Annotated in this window: 16 protein-coding genes and 2 tRNA genes; 11 read left to right on the top strand and 7 right to left on the bottom strand. The window is 37.5% G+C overall.

Annotation, left to right across the window (positions count from 1 at the left end; genetic code table 11):
- Window positions 1–354: 354 nt before the first annotated feature.
- On the bottom strand, window positions 355–789 hold the full coding sequence (locus E3D81_RS13665; protein ID WP_134777806.1) for a hypothetical protein: 435 nt from the start codon (window positions 787–789) through the stop codon (window positions 355–357).
- Window positions 790–976: 187 nt separating this feature from the next.
- Here E3D81_RS13665 and E3D81_RS13660 point away from each other — a divergent pair, with 187 nt between their 5' ends.
- The 4 genes from E3D81_RS13660 (at window position 977) to E3D81_RS13645 (ending at window position 4,242) form a co-directional block, all read left to right on the top strand.
- Window positions 977–1,624, top strand: a complete 648-nt coding sequence (locus E3D81_RS13660) for a DUF6266 family protein (protein WP_134777805.1) — start codon at window positions 977–979, stop codon at window positions 1,622–1,624.
- A 31-nt stretch (window positions 1,625–1,655) separates the two neighbouring features.
- Window positions 1,656–1,847: a hypothetical protein gene (locus E3D81_RS13655; RefSeq protein WP_134777804.1), complete on the top strand. Its 192-nt coding sequence runs from the start codon at window positions 1,656–1,658 to the stop codon at window positions 1,845–1,847.
- Between the two features lie 105 nt (window positions 1,848–1,952).
- The gene (locus E3D81_RS13650) at window positions 1,953–3,692 is read left to right on the top strand and encodes a M14 family zinc carboxypeptidase (RefSeq protein WP_245153221.1); all 1,740 of its coding nucleotides are present in this window, start codon (window positions 1,953–1,955) and stop codon (window positions 3,690–3,692) included.
- A gap of 79 nt (window positions 3,693–3,771) precedes the next feature.
- Complete coding sequence (locus tag E3D81_RS13645) at window positions 3,772–4,242, top strand: DinB family protein (RefSeq protein ID WP_134777803.1); 471 nt, start codon at window positions 3,772–3,774, stop codon at window positions 4,240–4,242.
- Between the two features lie 87 nt (window positions 4,243–4,329).
- Here E3D81_RS13645 and E3D81_RS13640 read toward each other — a convergent pair whose 3' ends face one another.
- Window positions 4,330–4,788 (bottom strand): nuclear transport factor 2 family protein, encoded by a 459-nt coding sequence (locus E3D81_RS13640; RefSeq protein ID WP_134777802.1) that lies wholly within the window; start codon window positions 4,786–4,788, stop codon window positions 4,330–4,332.
- Window positions 4,789–4,988: 200 nt separating this feature from the next.
- Window positions 4,989–5,354: a winged helix-turn-helix transcriptional regulator gene (locus E3D81_RS13635; protein WP_134777801.1), complete on the bottom strand. Its 366-nt coding sequence runs from the start codon at window positions 5,352–5,354 to the stop codon at window positions 4,989–4,991.
- A 94-nt stretch (window positions 5,355–5,448) separates the two neighbouring features.
- Here E3D81_RS13635 and E3D81_RS13630 point away from each other — a divergent pair, with 94 nt between their 5' ends.
- Window positions 5,449–6,252: a sulfite exporter TauE/SafE family protein gene (locus E3D81_RS13630; RefSeq protein ID WP_134777800.1), complete on the top strand. Its 804-nt coding sequence runs from the start codon at window positions 5,449–5,451 to the stop codon at window positions 6,250–6,252.
- Window positions 6,253–6,288: 36 nt separating this feature from the next.
- On the opposite strand, the gene E3D81_RS13625 is transcribed toward E3D81_RS13630, so the two are convergent.
- Complete coding sequence (locus tag E3D81_RS13625; protein ID WP_209023070.1) at window positions 6,289–6,717, bottom strand: DUF3995 domain-containing protein; 429 nt, start codon at window positions 6,715–6,717, stop codon at window positions 6,289–6,291.
- 141 nt (window positions 6,718–6,858) lie between these two features.
- Window positions 6,859–6,932 (bottom strand) — tRNA-Arg (locus tag E3D81_RS13620).
- Window positions 6,933–7,239: 307 nt separating this feature from the next.
- Between E3D81_RS13620 and E3D81_RS13615 the strand changes: the two genes are divergently transcribed.
- The 6 genes from E3D81_RS13615 (at window position 7,240) to E3D81_RS13590 (ending at window position 13,604) form a co-directional block, all read left to right on the top strand.
- A tRNA-Ser gene (locus E3D81_RS13615) sits at window positions 7,240–7,324 on the top strand.
- 570 nt (window positions 7,325–7,894) lie between these two features.
- Entirely contained in the window at window positions 7,895–9,631 is a 1,737-nt protein-coding gene (locus E3D81_RS13610; protein WP_134777799.1) for an ATP-dependent nuclease, read from the top strand.
- 10 nt (window positions 9,632–9,641) lie between these two features.
- On the top strand, window positions 9,642–11,330 hold the full coding sequence (locus E3D81_RS13605) for a UvrD-helicase domain-containing protein (protein ID WP_134777798.1): 1,689 nt from the start codon (window positions 9,642–9,644) through the stop codon (window positions 11,328–11,330).
- Between the two features lie 566 nt (window positions 11,331–11,896).
- A complete protein-coding gene (locus tag E3D81_RS13600) occupies window positions 11,897–12,124 on the top strand; it encodes a hypothetical protein (RefSeq protein WP_134777797.1) in 228 nt (75 codons plus the stop codon).
- Window positions 12,125–12,374: 250 nt separating this feature from the next.
- Entirely contained in the window at window positions 12,375–12,557 is a 183-nt protein-coding gene (locus tag E3D81_RS17645) for a PDDEXK nuclease domain-containing protein (RefSeq protein ID WP_134778450.1), read from the top strand.
- Window positions 12,558–13,040: 483 nt separating this feature from the next.
- The gene (locus E3D81_RS13590) at window positions 13,041–13,604 is read left to right on the top strand and encodes a thermonuclease family protein (RefSeq protein ID WP_209023069.1); all 564 of its coding nucleotides are present in this window, start codon (window positions 13,041–13,043) and stop codon (window positions 13,602–13,604) included.
- Here E3D81_RS13590 and E3D81_RS13585 read toward each other — a convergent pair.
- Complete coding sequence (locus E3D81_RS13585) at window positions 13,601–14,092, bottom strand: GNAT family N-acetyltransferase (RefSeq protein ID WP_134777795.1); 492 nt, start codon at window positions 14,090–14,092, stop codon at window positions 13,601–13,603. The genes E3D81_RS13590 and E3D81_RS13585 overlap by 4 nt on opposite strands.
- Window positions 14,093–14,295: 203 nt before the next feature.
- On the bottom strand, window positions 14,296–16,971 hold the full coding sequence (locus tag E3D81_RS13580; protein WP_134777794.1) for a cation-translocating P-type ATPase: 2,676 nt from the start codon (window positions 16,969–16,971) through the stop codon (window positions 14,296–14,298).
- Between the last annotated feature and the right edge of the window lie 120 nt (window positions 16,972–17,091).

The raw sequence follows: 17,091 nt of genomic DNA, 5'->3' as shown, positions 1-17,091 counted from the left end.
CAAAGATACCAATAATACACAAAAAAATCCTGAGGTGGGGACCTCAGGATTTCTACCAAACCAATTATTAACCTAAATTATGAAATTACTTTACTCTATTACTCTTTTGCTTTTCACTATTATAAACGCAAGTATATAGCCAATGTTATACCTGGGATGAGGGATTAACAATTTTTAACAGCTTAAGGACCTTAATAAATTACGAAAGCCCTGAAGCGGGGAGCTTCAGGGCTTTACTAACCAATTATTAACCTAAATTATGAAAATCGTATAGATTTCTTTAATTCAAAGGTATAACGGTAGAATAGTTGCATACGTTACAATAAATATGTGTTTTAACATTTATTTAACAGATTAAAATTTATTGATAACCTTTTGATTCTTCTTTTGAGCTAAAAAGTAACCAATCCAAGCCATTGGAAAATAAGCGAATAGCAAATCTACGATCGTGAACCAGATCGGGGAAGGCAGCACCAAAATAGTTACAAAGCCACCTAGGATAAAAAGAAAACCGATAATCATGGCAAAGAGCAGTTTTCTGCTTGCTGCAATCCAGGCGGCAAAGAAAGCACCGACCAACGTTCCTAAAGCATGCGCCAAGAAAGGAAATAGAAAATGTTTGGGTTCAAAAAGATGCAACCCTGCTTTTAGGCCTTCTGTCGTGGTATTATCGACTCCTTCTGGAATAGGAATAACTGAAGCAGAAATACTTATAAAAAACATGTTTACAGCACTTCCGATTACAAAACCTACAATAATTGCGAGGATGTTTCTGAGAATGGGATTCATAATATAGATGATTTGATTTTTTTATTCTTTTTACGAAGCACTCAAACCCTATCAATACAAGTCATTCACTATCAATTACTTTCAAAATTTCCAACAGCAATTCCCCAACGATAATTTAGCCATCGATATCAAAATTAACAGCGAAGCATGCTCGCAATGGTAAAATTAAATTAAAAAAATTAAAATCATGGCAAGAATTTTTAAAGGTATTTTAGGCGGATTTTCCGGCAAGGTCGGAAACATCGTTGGTAGCACTTGGAGAGGCATTGACGTCATCAAAAGTTTACCTAAAAAAGTAAATCGCGTTCCATCCGAGAAACAAGCGGCTATCCGTTTCAAGTTTTCCAAAGCGATCTCCTTTTTGAAACCCATCACCAACATCATCAATATGGGTTATCAAGATCATTTATTAACAGATCGTACAGCATTTAATGAAGCGATATCCAACTTGATGCAGGTTGATATGATTGGAGATGGACTGATCAAACATTTCGATCTTTCTAAAATCAAATTGAGCAAGGGATCATTAAATGTCCTTCATAAATTGAAAGTAGAAAGGGATGCAACGAACAATAAAAACCTTCAACTAACCTGGGAAACCCCTGCAGGAGAACCGAAGAAACGAGGTGATGATCTCGTACATCTGGTATTCTATGATCCAGCTACCAACAAATTCGTTACACCTCCCCCATTTAAACGCATGGATAAAAGCGTAAGGTTTTTGTTGGAGGATGATTTGGGACTAATAGACATCAATTTATGGGTATTCGTCAGCGATGAAGACAGAAGAGAGGTGTCCAACAGTCAATTCATTCATTTGAAAAAAGTCAAGTAACCGTATTAGAAAACAGTTTAATTAATCAAAAATGAAAAAACTAATTAATCTATTTACGGATATGGTTCAGGCTATTTTAACTGCACCAGTAAAACTTCCGGAGAAAGTGCTGAAGATTACCAAATATGTTTCTTTTGGATTGAGCCTACTGAAACAATTATTAGATCAGCAAGAAAAAGGTGGAAAGCATAATACCATGAAGAATAAAAGACTATTCTTTTAATACCTCCTGGTTTTTACCTTAAAAATGGGGCTATCGAGCAATCGGTAGCCCCTATTTCGTTTCATTATTATTAAGTAGCTTTGTTTTCCTAATACCAGAAACCGCATGAGCATACCTATAAAATATTATTTATTGAGTTTAGGATTAATAATGGCGATGAACAACCAACAATTAAATGCCCAACAGACTCCTTTCGAGAAACATGGAGGTAAAAATATAACCAGTACCTATGAGGAATTGTTACCTTACTACCAACAATTAGCTTCTGGCAGGAAAGACATGAAGATTCTTGATTATGGAAAATCCGATGTAGGAAAACCCATTCAATTGATCGTACTTTCTGCGGATGGCGATTTTGACCCGAAAAGCATCCGTGCAAAAGGAAAGACTGTGATGTTGATCAACAATGGCATCCATCCTGGCGAGCCGGAAGGAATTGATGCTTCCATGATGTTCATCAGGGACATCCTTAAACAGAAGAGGTTGGATAAAGACCTGGTCCTTTGTGTCATTCCGGTCTATAATATTGCAGGGATGTTGAACCGAGGGGAATCCAGGGTAAACCAAAATGGTCCAGAAGCATATGGATTCAGGGGATCTGCCCAACATTATGATTTGAATAGAGATTTCCTAAAGGGAGATACCCGAAACTCGAGGGTGTTTCAGGAGATTTTCAACACTTGGGATCCAGATGTGTTTTTTGATACCCATACCAGCAATGGTGCAGATTATCAGTATACCATGACCCTTATCGAAACCCAAAAAGATAAATTACATCCCCAATTAGCACCATTTATGCGTGAAAAATTCACGGAAGTGATGTATGCGAAAATGAAGGAACGAGGATTCCCGATGATTCCTTATGTCAATTCGCAAGGGGAAATCCCAGAAACGGGGATTGTATCTTTTTTGGAAAGCCCGAGATATTCCACCGGATATGCGGCTTTGCACCATACCATTGGCTACATGCCGGAAACACATATGTGGAAACCCTATGCCGATCGGGTGAAGTCGACCTACGACTTGATGGATATTCTTTATGAGCAAACCCGAAAACATGGACAGGAACTACATGCGATCAGATCATCGGTCAAAGAGGCCGTCAAACAGCAAAAGGAATTTCCCATCAATTGGAAACTCAATACAGCCATAGTTGATTCGATTACCTTTTTAGGTTTTGAATCCGGTAAAAAGGCAAGTCAAGTAAGTGGATTAGAGCGTTTATATTATGACCGCAAGAAACCGTTCAAGAAAAACATTCCCTATTTTACCACATACGAGCCAACAATAACGATCAAAAAGCCTAAGGCCTATATCCTACCCCAGGGTTACGATCATTTGGTCAATCTATTGCAGATAAATGGGGTACAGATGCATCCATTAGAAAGAGATACCCTAATGGATGTGGAAATGTACTATATCGATTCCTACAAAACCCAGAATAATCCATACGAAGGGCATTACCCTCACCATAGTGTGGAGGTTAGTGCTAAAAAAATGCAGCGTACTTTTTACGCAGGTGATTGGTGTATTGAAACCAACCAGGAAAAAAACAGGTACATCATCGAAACCTTAGAACCCCAAGCCATTGATTCCTATTTTAATTGGAATTTCTTTGATGCCATCCTATCCCAAAAGGAATATTTTTCGGCCTATATTTTTGAAGAAGAAGCTGTTGAACTATTGAAAAAAGACCCTCAATTGAAAAAAGAGTTTGAGAAGGCCAAGAAAGCGGATCAAAAATTAGCAGAGAGTGCGCGCATGCAATTGGAATGGATCTATAAACGGAGTCCTTATTATGAGGATAGCCATAACCTCTACCCTGTTGGAAGAATTTTAAAATAATTGGTTTTTGTTTTTTCTGTTGACAAAGGGTTGTCATTATCGCCCATAATTTTGGTTAAGAATTAAAGATACAAACATTATGAGCACAGCAACTTTTTTAAACAGAGACGAGTTTTTGAAACATTGGCAAGGCCATCGTAACCTGACTCGCAGAACGATCGAAAAATTTCCGGCAGAAGAGTTATTCCGTTTTAGTTTGGGTGGGATGCGTACCTACGGCGAAATGCTAAAAGAAATGTTGACTGTTTCCCTTCCGGGATTGGAAGGCATGGTTGACCGTGATGACAAGCCATTCAACCATGACATCTCCGTTTCCACGAAAGACGAGGTGTTGAAGTTATGGGATGAGCAAACGGAAAAGATCAATGAACTTTACGGAAAGATAAAGGATGAAGAATTCTATGAAACCTTCAATCTATTTGGTCAGTATAGAGATCAAAACAATAACAACCTGTTGTATTTCTTAGAGAATGAAATCCACCACCGGGCGCAGGGCTATGTTTATTTGAGAGCATTGGGTATTGAACCTCCTTACTTCTGGGAAAGGTAATCAAGCATAAAATACAACCTGTAATATAAAAAGAAAGGCTTCCCGTTAAAATGGGAAGCCTTTTTGATTTGATATTTTGAAGAAAAACTATTTGTTTTTGAATACGGAATTTACTTCTTTCACCGACCATCCGTTTTTACCTTGGATCATGGTAACATAATCTGTCCGGGTAAAGTTTTCGAAATCCAAGGTTACTTTTGCTAAACTGTAGTTATCTGATTTTTCCAACATCTGATAATCTACCTCACATTGGTAAGTAATACCGTCAAGATTTTTCAGGTGTTTGATGTAGGCAGATTTTCCGATTGGCTCTTGTGTAGGGTTTGATTGCGTGCGTTGGGTAAAACTGTTGTCGAATAGTTGGTTCAAGTAAGTGGTCTCCCCTTTTACTGTTCCGTTGATATAAGCATCAACTACATTTTCAACGTTTGATTTGTTCAATTCCTTTTCGGAAGATTTAGGCGCTTTTCCTTCTGAAGCGAATAGGCTAACGGAAGAAGTTAATAATAATCCTGCTAATGCGAAAGTTTTTACTAGAGTTGTCATGGCTTTATGTTTTTAATGTTTTTAAATATTTTATTTCTTATTTGATATCTCAAAGGTAGGTCAAGAAATAAAGCGCAGGCAGGCAGAATAGGCTAATCGAGAGGAGTTCTCGGTAAAAACAGGTAAGTTTTCGGTAAAAATTCCAAAGAAATTTTTACCGATTGGAAAAACGATAGTCTAAGTGGCGAGAAATTTAAAACTTATGGTGTTCCATGCAATAATTTGATCCGGTGGGAAGTTCCCCAGTTCACCAGATTCTCGATAAGTTCCTTTGTACTTCGGCCATATTCGGTAATAGAGTATTGAACGGTAACCGGCCGCGTATCCAATTGTTCACGTAATACCAGGTGATTTACTTCCAGGTCCTTTAATTCCTTGGTCAACATTTTAGCAGATATGCCGATGATCTCCCGCTGCATTTTTTTAAAGGTATTCACCTGCTTATCGCGGGTCATTAAATAATGTAGTATCAAAAGTTTCCATTTTCCACCAAGAATTTCCAAGGTATCGCGCATGGCCAAAAGATTACCGGTACATTCAGGAGGATCATTTTTTAATGTTTTCATTTCAATATTCTCTAATTGCAAATATAGGTAACATTTGTTACCTCTTTCCAGTCGGCGGTCGCATAATTTTGTCTTTTATATAATTGATAAACGAATGGTGACTATTATAATTGGATATGTATTGGCAATTTTTGTGGGGATTTCATTAGGGTTGATCGGCAGCGGGGGCTCCATCCTGACCGTTCCAATTATGGTTTATATTATGGGAGTCAATCCTGTTCTGGCTACTGCTTATTCCTTATTTGTGGTCGGATCCACTTCCTTGGCAGGTGGGATACAGCGAGCTCTTCAGAAAAAAGTAGACTTCAAAACCGTGTTGGTTTTTGGAATCCCATCCATAGCCGTAGTTTATTTGACACGGGCCTATCTTTTGCCTTTAATTCCAGAAGTGTTATTTACCATTGGAAATTTTCAATTCAGCAAACCCATTGCATTGATGGTGCTCTTTGCGATCGTAATGGTATTCGCTTCGATATCGATGATTCGTCCCTGCCCACATTGTCAAGATGCTGACGCTGAAAAAATAGTTTATAATTATCCCATGATCTTATTGCAAGGTACTTTAGTAGGTATGTTAACCGGATTAGTAGGTGCTGGAGGTGGATTTTTGATTATTCCGGCATTGCTATTATTTGCTAAAATGCCAATGAAAACAGCTGTAGGAACTTCCTTGTTTATCATAGCAGCAAATTCATTGTTGGGATTTATGGGAGTTTTGCAGGGAAATGAAGTTATTGATTGGTGGATGTTGTTAACTTTTTCCGGATTATCCGTTCTTGGAATTTTTATTGGAATCTATCTATCTAAGAAAATTGAGGGAAATAAGCTTAAATCTGCTTTCGGATGGTTTGTGTTGGCAATGGGATGTTATATCCTTATTAAGGAATTGTTTTTATAAACCTTGTTTTGAAATAAGGAGATTAAGAGATTATGTTTAGAAAGCTTCTTTGATAAATTCATATAGTTTAACGACCGTGCTTGAGTAAAATAATATGATCCCCAAAAATGCAATGAACAAGCAAAGTGGTGTGTAATATTTGCTATCATTTATTCCAAATTTTGTTTTTCTATATTTTTTAAACAGCCCTACATATCGGAAATCCCCAATCGCCCGAAGCAGGAAAATACCGATGATTGCCAGAATACCATATTTACATATATTATCAACCCATAAAGGAAGGTTATGATCAATTATATTCAAAAGTATGATCAGTGCAAAACCAAAAAGACCGAGTGCGACTATAAGGGTTGGTACGGGGCCAGGCATTTTAGGCTCGATGGTATCGTCCTTTGTTGGGAATACGGCTGAACTCCCCCAACTCCCTCCAAATGCCCAATAAATATGTAATCCTGAAATAAACAAAAAGATAAGGATCAGGAGAATGGACGAAATATAATATAGGAAATACATCATAGGTTTTATGTGTTTTGTGAGATCTTTTAGAAAGATACCAAAATTTGGCATAAAAAAAGCCGGGATCAAAGATTCCGGCTTTAAAAGCAGTACGCCAATTAGGGTTCGAACCTAAGACCTACGGTTTAGAAAACCGTTGCTCTATCCAGCTGAGCTATTGGCGCTGATTTTGTAATGCAAAAGTAGCTCTTTACAGTTTAAATGCAAAATAAATTGTCTTTTTTTTGGTAGTAGATGTTTAACTGATTGCATCACAATTACATATTTTTTTGTTTAATAACCATATTTTCGATAATTGCGTTGCCTTGGTTTGATTTTTAGCTATGGTTTCTTTAATTGTGGAAAAATTAAAAAGATATTTCATTCTTTAATAAGCTAAAAATCAGCTCTATTAAGCCAAAATCGAACATTATAGGATTAATAATTTCATTTTTTGTTTGGAGAATAAGTCAGAATTTGTACTTTTGTCGCGGAGAGTTGGCAGAGTGGTCGAATGCGGCGGTCTTGAAAACCGTTAACTGTCACAGGTTCGGGGGTTCGAATCCCTCACTCTCCGCATAAAAAGCTTCAATCGCAAGATTGGAGCTTTTTTGCGTAGTGAGGGTTCGGACCTTGCCCAGGCCGGGGTTCTATTCTGGAAGGTACGGGGTTGAGTTTGGGGATTGGTCTTTAGTGCTTTTTCTTATGTATCCTATCGCTTCCATGTACTGTCTCATAATGATTATCTCAACCTTAATTTCAGTTATAAATCCAAGGAAATTATCTTGATTTTCAACATTTTGTGTTTTTTTTGCTCATTATTAGAAGTATTTTGACCGATCTTCCTTTTCTGTTTGTTCGCTTCATCTTGAAATAATGAAGTATAAAAAAGTCATTGATTGACAAGTTGTCACCTCGCTATAATATTAAAAAAGTTTAATGAATATTTATTGGAGATACCTGAGGAATCACAAAATTATTATGGGAATACAATAAGATTCCGCCTCATTATAGTTAATTACGGGTTCCCGCAAATTGTTATGGAGATAATACGTATTTTTAGGTTATAATAAACTCATAATAAACGAAAAACACTAAATTGAATATAATCGAATTGAATAATGAATTATCCCCTCAGTTGTAAAAAATGAAAATAGCTTACGTCGAAATACAAAATTTTAGGGGCATCAGCTCCTCTAAAATTTTCTTCAATGGTCACAGTGTAATAATAGGTGATAACAATGCTGGAAAGTCAACAGTATTTGAAGCTATTGACCTTGTCCTAGGTCCGGACCGCCTCAATAGAACGCCGGTGATCGATGAGCATGATTTTTACAATGGTGTTTATATGTGTACAGCGGAAGAGCAAGCCCCTCAGATAAATATTGAAGTATTGTTGATTGACCTCGAGGATGAGCAGAAACGAAGGTTTAATAACAATATCGAATATTGGAATCAAAAGGACTGTATGTTATTGAGTGAAGGTGAAATCGATGATGTTGACGACGAAAATGTTATCGCAGCATTAAGGGTTAAATTCATTGGTTCTTATGATGAGGACGAAGACGATTTTAAAGGTGAAACATATTTCTGTTCTCCCCAACGAGCTGACGAAACTTTTGCAAAATTTTCAAAGATGGATAAGCGCGAGTGTGGTTTTCTTTATTTGCGGGCACTGCGTACCGGATCGAGAGCATTGAGTATGGAACGGGGTTCTCTGCTGGATATTATTTTAAGAATAAAAGAACTTCGCCCCAAAATGTGGGAAAGTGTTTTGGATGATCTTCGAAAAGTGCAGGTTGCTGCAGATCCAACTTTAGGGATTTCAGAAGTTTTATCTGACGTGCAAAGCGCTTTAAAAGAATTTGTTCCTGCTGATTGGGGTGAAGCTCCTATTCTAAGAGTCTCAGATCTTACACGCGAACATTTGAGGAAGACCTTGACGGTTTTCCTTGCTACGGGTAAAGATGGTTACCACGCGCCATTTCATCACCAGGGTACAGGGACAGTAAATACAATGGTATTAGCACTTCTCTCGATGATAGCTGAGGCGAAAAAAACAGTCATTTTTGCAATGGAAGAACCAGAGATTGCTATTCCTCCCTATACACAAAAGCGTATCATTCATCATATACGGCAAAAATCTACACAAGCAATTTTCACATCGCATTCACCTTTCGTCTTGGAAGAATTTTCACCTAGTCAAATCATTTTGCTGACAAGAAATAAAAAGGGCGTTCAAAAAAGTGAATTCATGACCTTTCCAAAGCATATACGCCCCAAAAATTATAACGCACAATTCCGATCAGGATTTTCTGAGGCTTTGCTAGCAAAGAGGATATTAGTTGCGGAAGGAGATACAGAAATGATTTTATATCCTGCGGCAGCAAGACGCCTAAGCGAACTGCAACCTACTAAATATAGTTCCCTTGAAGCGATGGGAGTGTCAATTTTTAATGCAGGGTCAGAAAATTCTATTCCTCTATACGGCGATTATTTCAGGAAGCAGGGAAAGATCGTCTTTGCAGTATTCGATAAGCAAACTGAAGATGCATTGCAAAAAATTGTCGAAAGTGTTGATCGTGCGTACGAAATTCCCTTCAAAGGTATCGAATCTATGTTATTGAGAGAGACCGATGAAGCTATTATAACCCAATTCTATAAGCAACTTCAAATTGACGGTGAATGGCCTAATCACATAAAATTGGCAGAAAATGAAGAAGATATTGAATCAATAAAAAAGGCTCTTTTAAACTACTTTAAAAAATCAAAGTCTGGCCGTGGATCGTCAGAATTGATTGCTCTTTGTTACGAAACAAGACAAGTGCCAAAATCGCTACGAAAGACGTTAGCCAACATAAAAGAATCGTTAGACATTCTATAACGCACATGTTATGAAAATATGCGAACGCAGGCAAGATATGTTAGATTATCCGGGACATATCCTTGTCGAGGGTGGTCCCGGCGCTGGAAAAACTACTTTGGCTCTTCTTAAAGCCCAAGTGATTTCGCGTAGCGGATTGCTGAAAATGCATCAGAAGGTGCTTTTTCTAAGTTTTGCCCGGGCAACAATATCGAGAATAGAGGAGCAGGCACATGATATTATTACAAAGGATGACAAGCATCATTTGGAGATTAACACATATCACGGTTTTACCTGGTCATTAATTCAATCCTATGGATATTTACTACGGACACATCGATTCTTTCGATTAATTACTCCTCCAAATTTTTCTGCAAGCATTGCAGGTATAAATAACGATGCCGAAGTACAAAAGTATAAGTATGACCTTTTAAATAACAATGGAATCATATGTTTTGATCTTTTTGGCGAACTAGTATCAGAATTGCTTTCCCGTTCTGATAAAATTTGCAGACAACTATCCAGCAAATATCCATATATTATAGTGGATGAATTTCAAGATACTGATACACATGAATGGGAGATCATAAAGCAACTGGGGAAGTATTCCAAGATAATCGCGTTAGCAGACCTGAATCAGAGAATTTTCGAGTTCCGCGGTGCTTCAGTAACCCGCGTTCCAGAATTCGTCAGTCACTTTGGTGGTCATAGGTTAGACTTGGGACTAGAAAATAATCGCAGTACAGGATTAGATATTGTGCAATTTGGCGACGATATTTTAACAGGCATGAATAGGGGCAAAAAATATAAAAATGTAAAGGTGATTACATATAATTTTTATAGGTCAGACCCAAAGCTACCCTTATTAAATGCTTTAAAACAAGCATTTAACAGAAAGAAGACCATTGGTAAAGGTGGCGATTGGTCATTAGCTATATTGGTTAAAAGGAAAAGTGATACCCTTAAAGTGTCCTCCTATCTTACTTCACATCGATTATCGCATGAAGTTATAATTGATCCAGAAGGGCCATCATTGTCTGCAGGTATTATCGCTAAGGTTTTAGAACCGAATCCTAGGAAAGATCATGCTGGGTTAATCAATTTATTGTGCCAACACATTAAAGGGAGAAAAGGTACGAAAGTTAGTATACAGGATATACAGCAGGCGCAGTTTCTTGAAGGTTATAAGCCGGAGAAAAAAGTTGTGGGCAGTAAAAGAAAATTGCTTATCGCAGAAATAATGAACATTATAGATCAACGGAGCAAAGTATCTCTGTCGGGCGTTCCGGAGAAAGATTGGATCTCTGTGAGAAACCTTTTTAGAGATTCAAAACATGAGGTTTTAAAGAATGTATTTGAGGATTCCCGATTTTTAAGATTGTTGAATAAGGGAGCTGTACTTTCGGAAGGGCTATCAGATCAATGGCGGAACTATCAAGCATATCCAGAGGCATCAAAACTTGTGGATGCAGCTTTAACGCAGGAGCACTTTGCTATGACTAATAGAACGTTGAAAGGAATATTCGTTATGAACCTTCATAAATCTAAGGGAAAGGAATTTGATGAAGTGATCATATGGGAAGAGCTATACAATCCTATAGTGAATCCAGACGTTAAAAGGATTGAGCAAGATAAACTTGTGCTTAGAGTTGCGGTTACACGAGCGAAATCAATGGCTACATTTTTGACACCCAAAATGCAACCCTGCGTTTTATTATGATTAAAATAGAATAACATACACATTCTAATTCGGTGTTATTTGGGGAAAATAATCACATCTTCGTATAGAGTTAAAAAAGTAAATACACTAAATTATTATTCGATACAGGGTTAAGGTCAAGATATTTCAAACATATTGTTGTCTTTTTTATATTTAGCGAATTGGTCAATTCAATTCATTTGCGATGTTACGTTAAAACCTACATATTTGATAAAGTTGTTTTTAACTTATTATGAACGAATTAAAACTATCTGATTGGACTAATATTGCTCAAGCGACAGCAGCTATAATAGGAATATATTTTCTCATTGTAAACTTGTTTCGTACAAACAAGATGATCAAGCTCCAATCAAAAGCTCTGAGAATCGCAACTATGCCAATCTTAAAGACAGATATAAAAGTTGGATATTTGACCGAATTAACTCAAAAAAAAAAGAACTTTCCCCATTATCAATTCAATTTAATAAGAATGAAGTATATAATCTAACTTTAAGTTTGATCTTTCTCCAACGTATAATATTTATGATTTAAGGCATACAAAAGACAGCCAATTATTTTTTGAGAACTTGGAAATAGGAGAAGAAATAATAATAAGAGCAAAAGTTAAACCTAAAGCACCGAAAATATCCGAAGAATTTGAAAGTCTTAGAGAATATAACTCTGTAATGAAACTTTTTTCACAAATAATAAAGTTGGATTTTCAAGATATTAATGGTAATAAATATTCCCAAAAAATAATTGGGGAAGGACCAAATTTTGATAAAGTAATTTTCCATCCAGTAAAGTTTTTATAAGGGGCGCTTATTCAACAATTGATTAGGATCTGTGCGATTTTTCACTTGATGGATAGTGATAAATTCTCCATATTTGGTAAAATCCTTATTAACTAATTGTAGAAGTTTGAAATTCTAAACTTTAGCTTTTTGGAAATTACAAACTGTTGTGGAATATAAGAGGGATTGAACCTGAACGTCAAAATATAATGTGGATAGCAAATAAAAAAGAATGGGATGAATCTCACACTAATTTATCTAAAAGAAGAATATCCAGGAAAGTAATGACAATCCGCCTGTCGGTATTTTGATCTTAACCAACCAGAACAAAGCATTGGTAGAATATTCTATTGCTAATGGTGATTTAAATATTTTTTTAAGCAAATACCAGCTACAACTCCCTGATAAATCGAAACTAGAAGCATTTATTAACAAAAAATTGAAAAACATTTAAATTTGTAAGTTTCAAAAAGAGACAAAGATTAAGCAAAAAAAATGCAGATGTTTGGCCTCGTTCTTTTTTTACACGAATTTTCCAATTTATTTACCAGCTCCAAGGCTAATACCTATGGTCCAATCCATTTTCGAAAATATATTAAGGTTATGTTTTATAAAAATTAACCCTTCGGTGTAAAAGCATACTGAAAGTATACTAAAAGTATGTAAAATGTATGGTTTATATACCTGCCCCATACTTTAACCCTGCTTTATGCCTACTTAAACCACGATTACACCCCTAATTCAAACATATTTTGAAGTATGAGCATAGAAACAAGCCCAAGAAAATAGACAATAAACGTTAAGATTAATCTTAAGCATTAAATCATTGATTAGTTCTAAAAAACTCCCATTATTCATATTTATTAATATCCTCATTTTAAGGTTTCCCATATAATAATCTTAATACCAAGATTTATCTTTGTATTTTGCACTATCTATGATCAAAAGACTTATTAACTACACCTGTATTGCCTGTTTAGGGTTAAAGATAATGATTTCCTGTACTTCAATGAGTGCAGAATATTCTAAACATCGAGAAGTACAATCTGAAGGCTTAGCATTTGTATCTAATGAGCAAGAAGGAATTCAAAAACACACTTATTATCAGGTGACAAAAGTAGTGGATGGAGATACCTTCTGGATAGACAATTTACAACCCGGAGGATTGAAAATCCGCTTTATCGGAATCGATGCTCCAGAAAGCCGTAATGCCTTCAAGAAGAAAAAGCAATTTTATGGCAAGGAATCCAAAGAATTCTTAACTGCTTTACTGAAAGATCAAAAAGTAAGGTTGGAGTTTGATGTTGATTCACTTGATCCATTTAATAGAACCCTAGCATACGTTTATTTGGAAAACGGAGAAATGGTCAATGAATTAATTGTTAAATCCGGAAATGGCATCCTAATGACCGTAGCACCAAATGTAAAGTTTGAAGAGCTTTTTGTGAAAGCACAGAAATATGCGCGGGAAAATAAACTGGGATTGTGGGCAGAGAATTAATATTTCAACTTGCGCTCCAATATTTCTCCCGGCAATCCTTCAAAATCCTTAAACTCCCTGGATTCAAACTGGTTTTTGATCAAAACTTTTCTTGAGGCAAGATTCTTAGGATCAATAATGGCTGTTAACACTTCTATTTGAGGATCATTTAATGCTACCTCAATCAACATACTACTTACCATACTAGCAATCCCCCTACCCCAATACGCAGGCAAGAGCAAATAGCCTAATTCCGCTTCTTTATCATCCAATTTCTTTATTTCCAATTTGGCTAGACCCAAGAAAGTCCCAGAATCTTGCTCAAAAATTTTGAACGTTCCGTATTCTTCTCTTAGTTCATTATTTATTATGGTTTCATCAAAATCAGATTTTGCTTCTTCGATGGTTAAACCACGCTCAGTAACCATAGCCATGATCTGGATATCACTGACCAACAAATAATAAAGATCAAAATCTAAAGGATTGAACTTTTCAAGTTTAATGTTCATAAAATAAAGGTATAGAATTCTTTATGGATTTTTTTATATGTATAGATCCTTCGACGATGCTCAGGATGACAAAGGCTGAAGCTCAGGATGACAATGCCCAATGCTCAGGAGATCCTTCGACGATGCTCAGGATGACAAAGGCCGATCCTCAGGATGACAATGGCCGATGCTCAGGATGACAACGGCCATAACTTCATTAACCCCTATCTCCTTCCCATCCTTTGAAAAACCTTGATAACCTCATTTAATATCAAAGGAACCAATCCCAGCAAAATAACCACCCCCCAATCCCTCGGACTAACCAATTGCAACCTAAAAGAATCCCGCAACACTGGAATAAACAGTAAAATCAATTGCAACCCAAAGCCCATCAAAATAGCCAAAATCAAGTACTTATTACTGAACAAGCCCACTTGGAAAATAGACTTATACTCATGCCTAAAACTCAACGAATAAAACAACTGACACGCAATGATCGTCAAAAAAGCCATGGTTCGGGCATAATCATGGATATCCTCCGGAATCTGCTTATCAAAAACAGAATAATCATGCTCCCAATAGCCGATCACAAAAGCAACAATCGTTAAAATCCCAATCAGCACACCTCCCAAGATCACCCGCCATCCTGCACCATGCGAGAAAAAATTCTCTTTAATGGATCTCGGTTTCTCCTCCATCACTGATTTATCCCCAGGATCCATGCCCAAGGCAACAGCCGGCAGCGTATCTGTAATCAGATTGATCCATAACAACTGCGTGGCCAACAAAGGGATCGGCATTCCGGAAATAATCGCCACCAACATCGCCAAAACCTCTCCCACATTGCTCGACAATAAAAATATAACCGACTTCTTGATATTATTATAGATATTCCTCCCCTGCTCAATCGCCGAAATAATCGTCGAAAAATTATCATCCGCCAATATCATATCCGCAGAATTCTTAGCCACATCAGTCCCCGTGATCCCCATCGCCACACCAATATCCGCCATATTCAAAGATGGCGCATCATTTACTCCATCCCCAGTCATGGAAACAATATTTCCATTCGCCTGAAAGGCTTTCACAATATTGACCTTATGCTCCGGCGATACCCTTGCAAACACTTTATAATCGGATATCTTCGAGGATAGATCCTCCACAGACAAGGAATTGATTTCCTTTCCTGTAACCACCTGTTTTTCCTCCTCCGCAATCCCCAATTCCTTTGCGATGGCAAATGCTGTCTGCTTATGGTCTCCAGTGATCATGATCGTTTCAATACCTGCTTCTTTGGCCGATTGAATGGAATCCTTGACCTCTTCCCGTGGGGGATCGATCATACCGACCACACCAACAAATACCAGATCCTCCTCAAATTCTTCCGGAGAAATTTTAGATTTTACAGGTTTAAAAGCAAATCCCAAGGTCCGTAATGCTTTATGCGACATATCATCGACCGCTTTATCGACCAATTCCTTATGCGCATCGGTAAAAGGGATGATCTCGCCATGTTCCATCACCCGATCACATTTCAAGATCAAATTATCAACCGCCCCTTTCGCATATAACACCCACTCACCTTCCTTCGTATGCAAGGTCGACATCATTTTCCGATCCGAATCGAAAGCCAATTCATCCACCCGTTCTTGTTGTTTATGGATCTCTTTCCGATCGATCGACCAGGAATCAGCCAAGGCCAATAAGGCCACCTCTGTTGGATCTCCTGTTTTCTTCTCCCCATCCAACGTCGCATCGGAGGCCAAGAACATCCCTTCCACCAACAGTTGCTCCTCAGGAAGGATCGGATCCTCACTATCCACATCAATCAATTTGTCCCCAAAAGTAAAAAGCTCCTTGACGGTCATCTTATTCTGGGTCAAGGTCCCCGTCTTATCCGAACAGACAATATTAACTGACCCTAGGGTTTCAACAGCAGGAAGTTTTTTGATAATGGCCTTTTGTTTCGCCATTTTAGTGACGCCGATCGAAAGAACAATAGCCACAATAGCCGCCAAGCCTTCAGGAATGGAAGCAACCGCTAAAGAAACGGAAGTCAGGAACATTTCCGTAAGATCTCGACCTTGAAAATAGGAAATCACAAAAATCAGCACACAGATACCAACAGCCAATTTTCCCAATGTCTTTCCAAGATGGTTCAAACGGATTTCCAATGGGGTTTTGCTATTGTTCTCCTCCGCTAGGTAATTCGCTATCTTTCCAACTTCGGTCTGGTTTCCAGTTGCAACGACTATCCCTGTCCCACGCCCGAAAGTAACCAAGCTCGACATAAACGACATGTTCAAACGATCCCCAATAGCGGTATAATCCGCCTTTATCTCGGCATCAAGATCCTTTTCCACTGGAACAGATTCTCCGGTCAAGGATGATTCATCGACTTTTAAATTCGCATTCTCCAACAACCGGAGATCCGCCGGCACATAGCGGCCAGCCTCTAAAATGACAATATCACCAGGGACCAATTCTTCCGCAGGTAATTCCAATTGCTCCCCGTTCCTTTTCACAATGGCTTTTGGGTTGCTCAATTTCTGTAAGGCCGCAATCGCATTATTCGCCTTTAATTCCTGAAAGACACCAAGGGAAGCATTAATGATAATGACGATCAAGATAATGATCGCATCGGTATATTCACCCATCACAAAGGTGATGATAACCGCAGCAAACAGCACATAGATCAACGCATCATTCAATTGGGAAATGAACATGGCGAATATGGATCTTTTCTCTTTTTCCTTTAAAGCATTTGTACCATATTCTGAACGTAGCTTTTCTACCTGTTCTGATTTTAAGCCAACCTGTTGATCAACATGGAATTTTTTCAATAGATCATCAATGGGTTGCGTGAAATATTCTTTGATTTCTGTTTTATGTTCAGCCATAGATGCGCGTTTATAAGGTAATAACCAAATTTAATCGGCTTTTGTTAGAAAAAAGATGATATAATCAAATCATTACAATTATTCTTAATTTATTTACGTTATACCTCAAATACCTGATAT

This window comes from Sphingobacterium sp. CZ-2 (assembly GCF_004526235.1).
GTDB lineage: Bacteria > Bacteroidota > Bacteroidia > Sphingobacteriales > Sphingobacteriaceae > Sphingobacterium > Sphingobacterium tenebrionis.
Note: the sequence above shows the minus strand (reverse complement) of the source record. Positions and strands in the feature narration are given on the sequence as shown.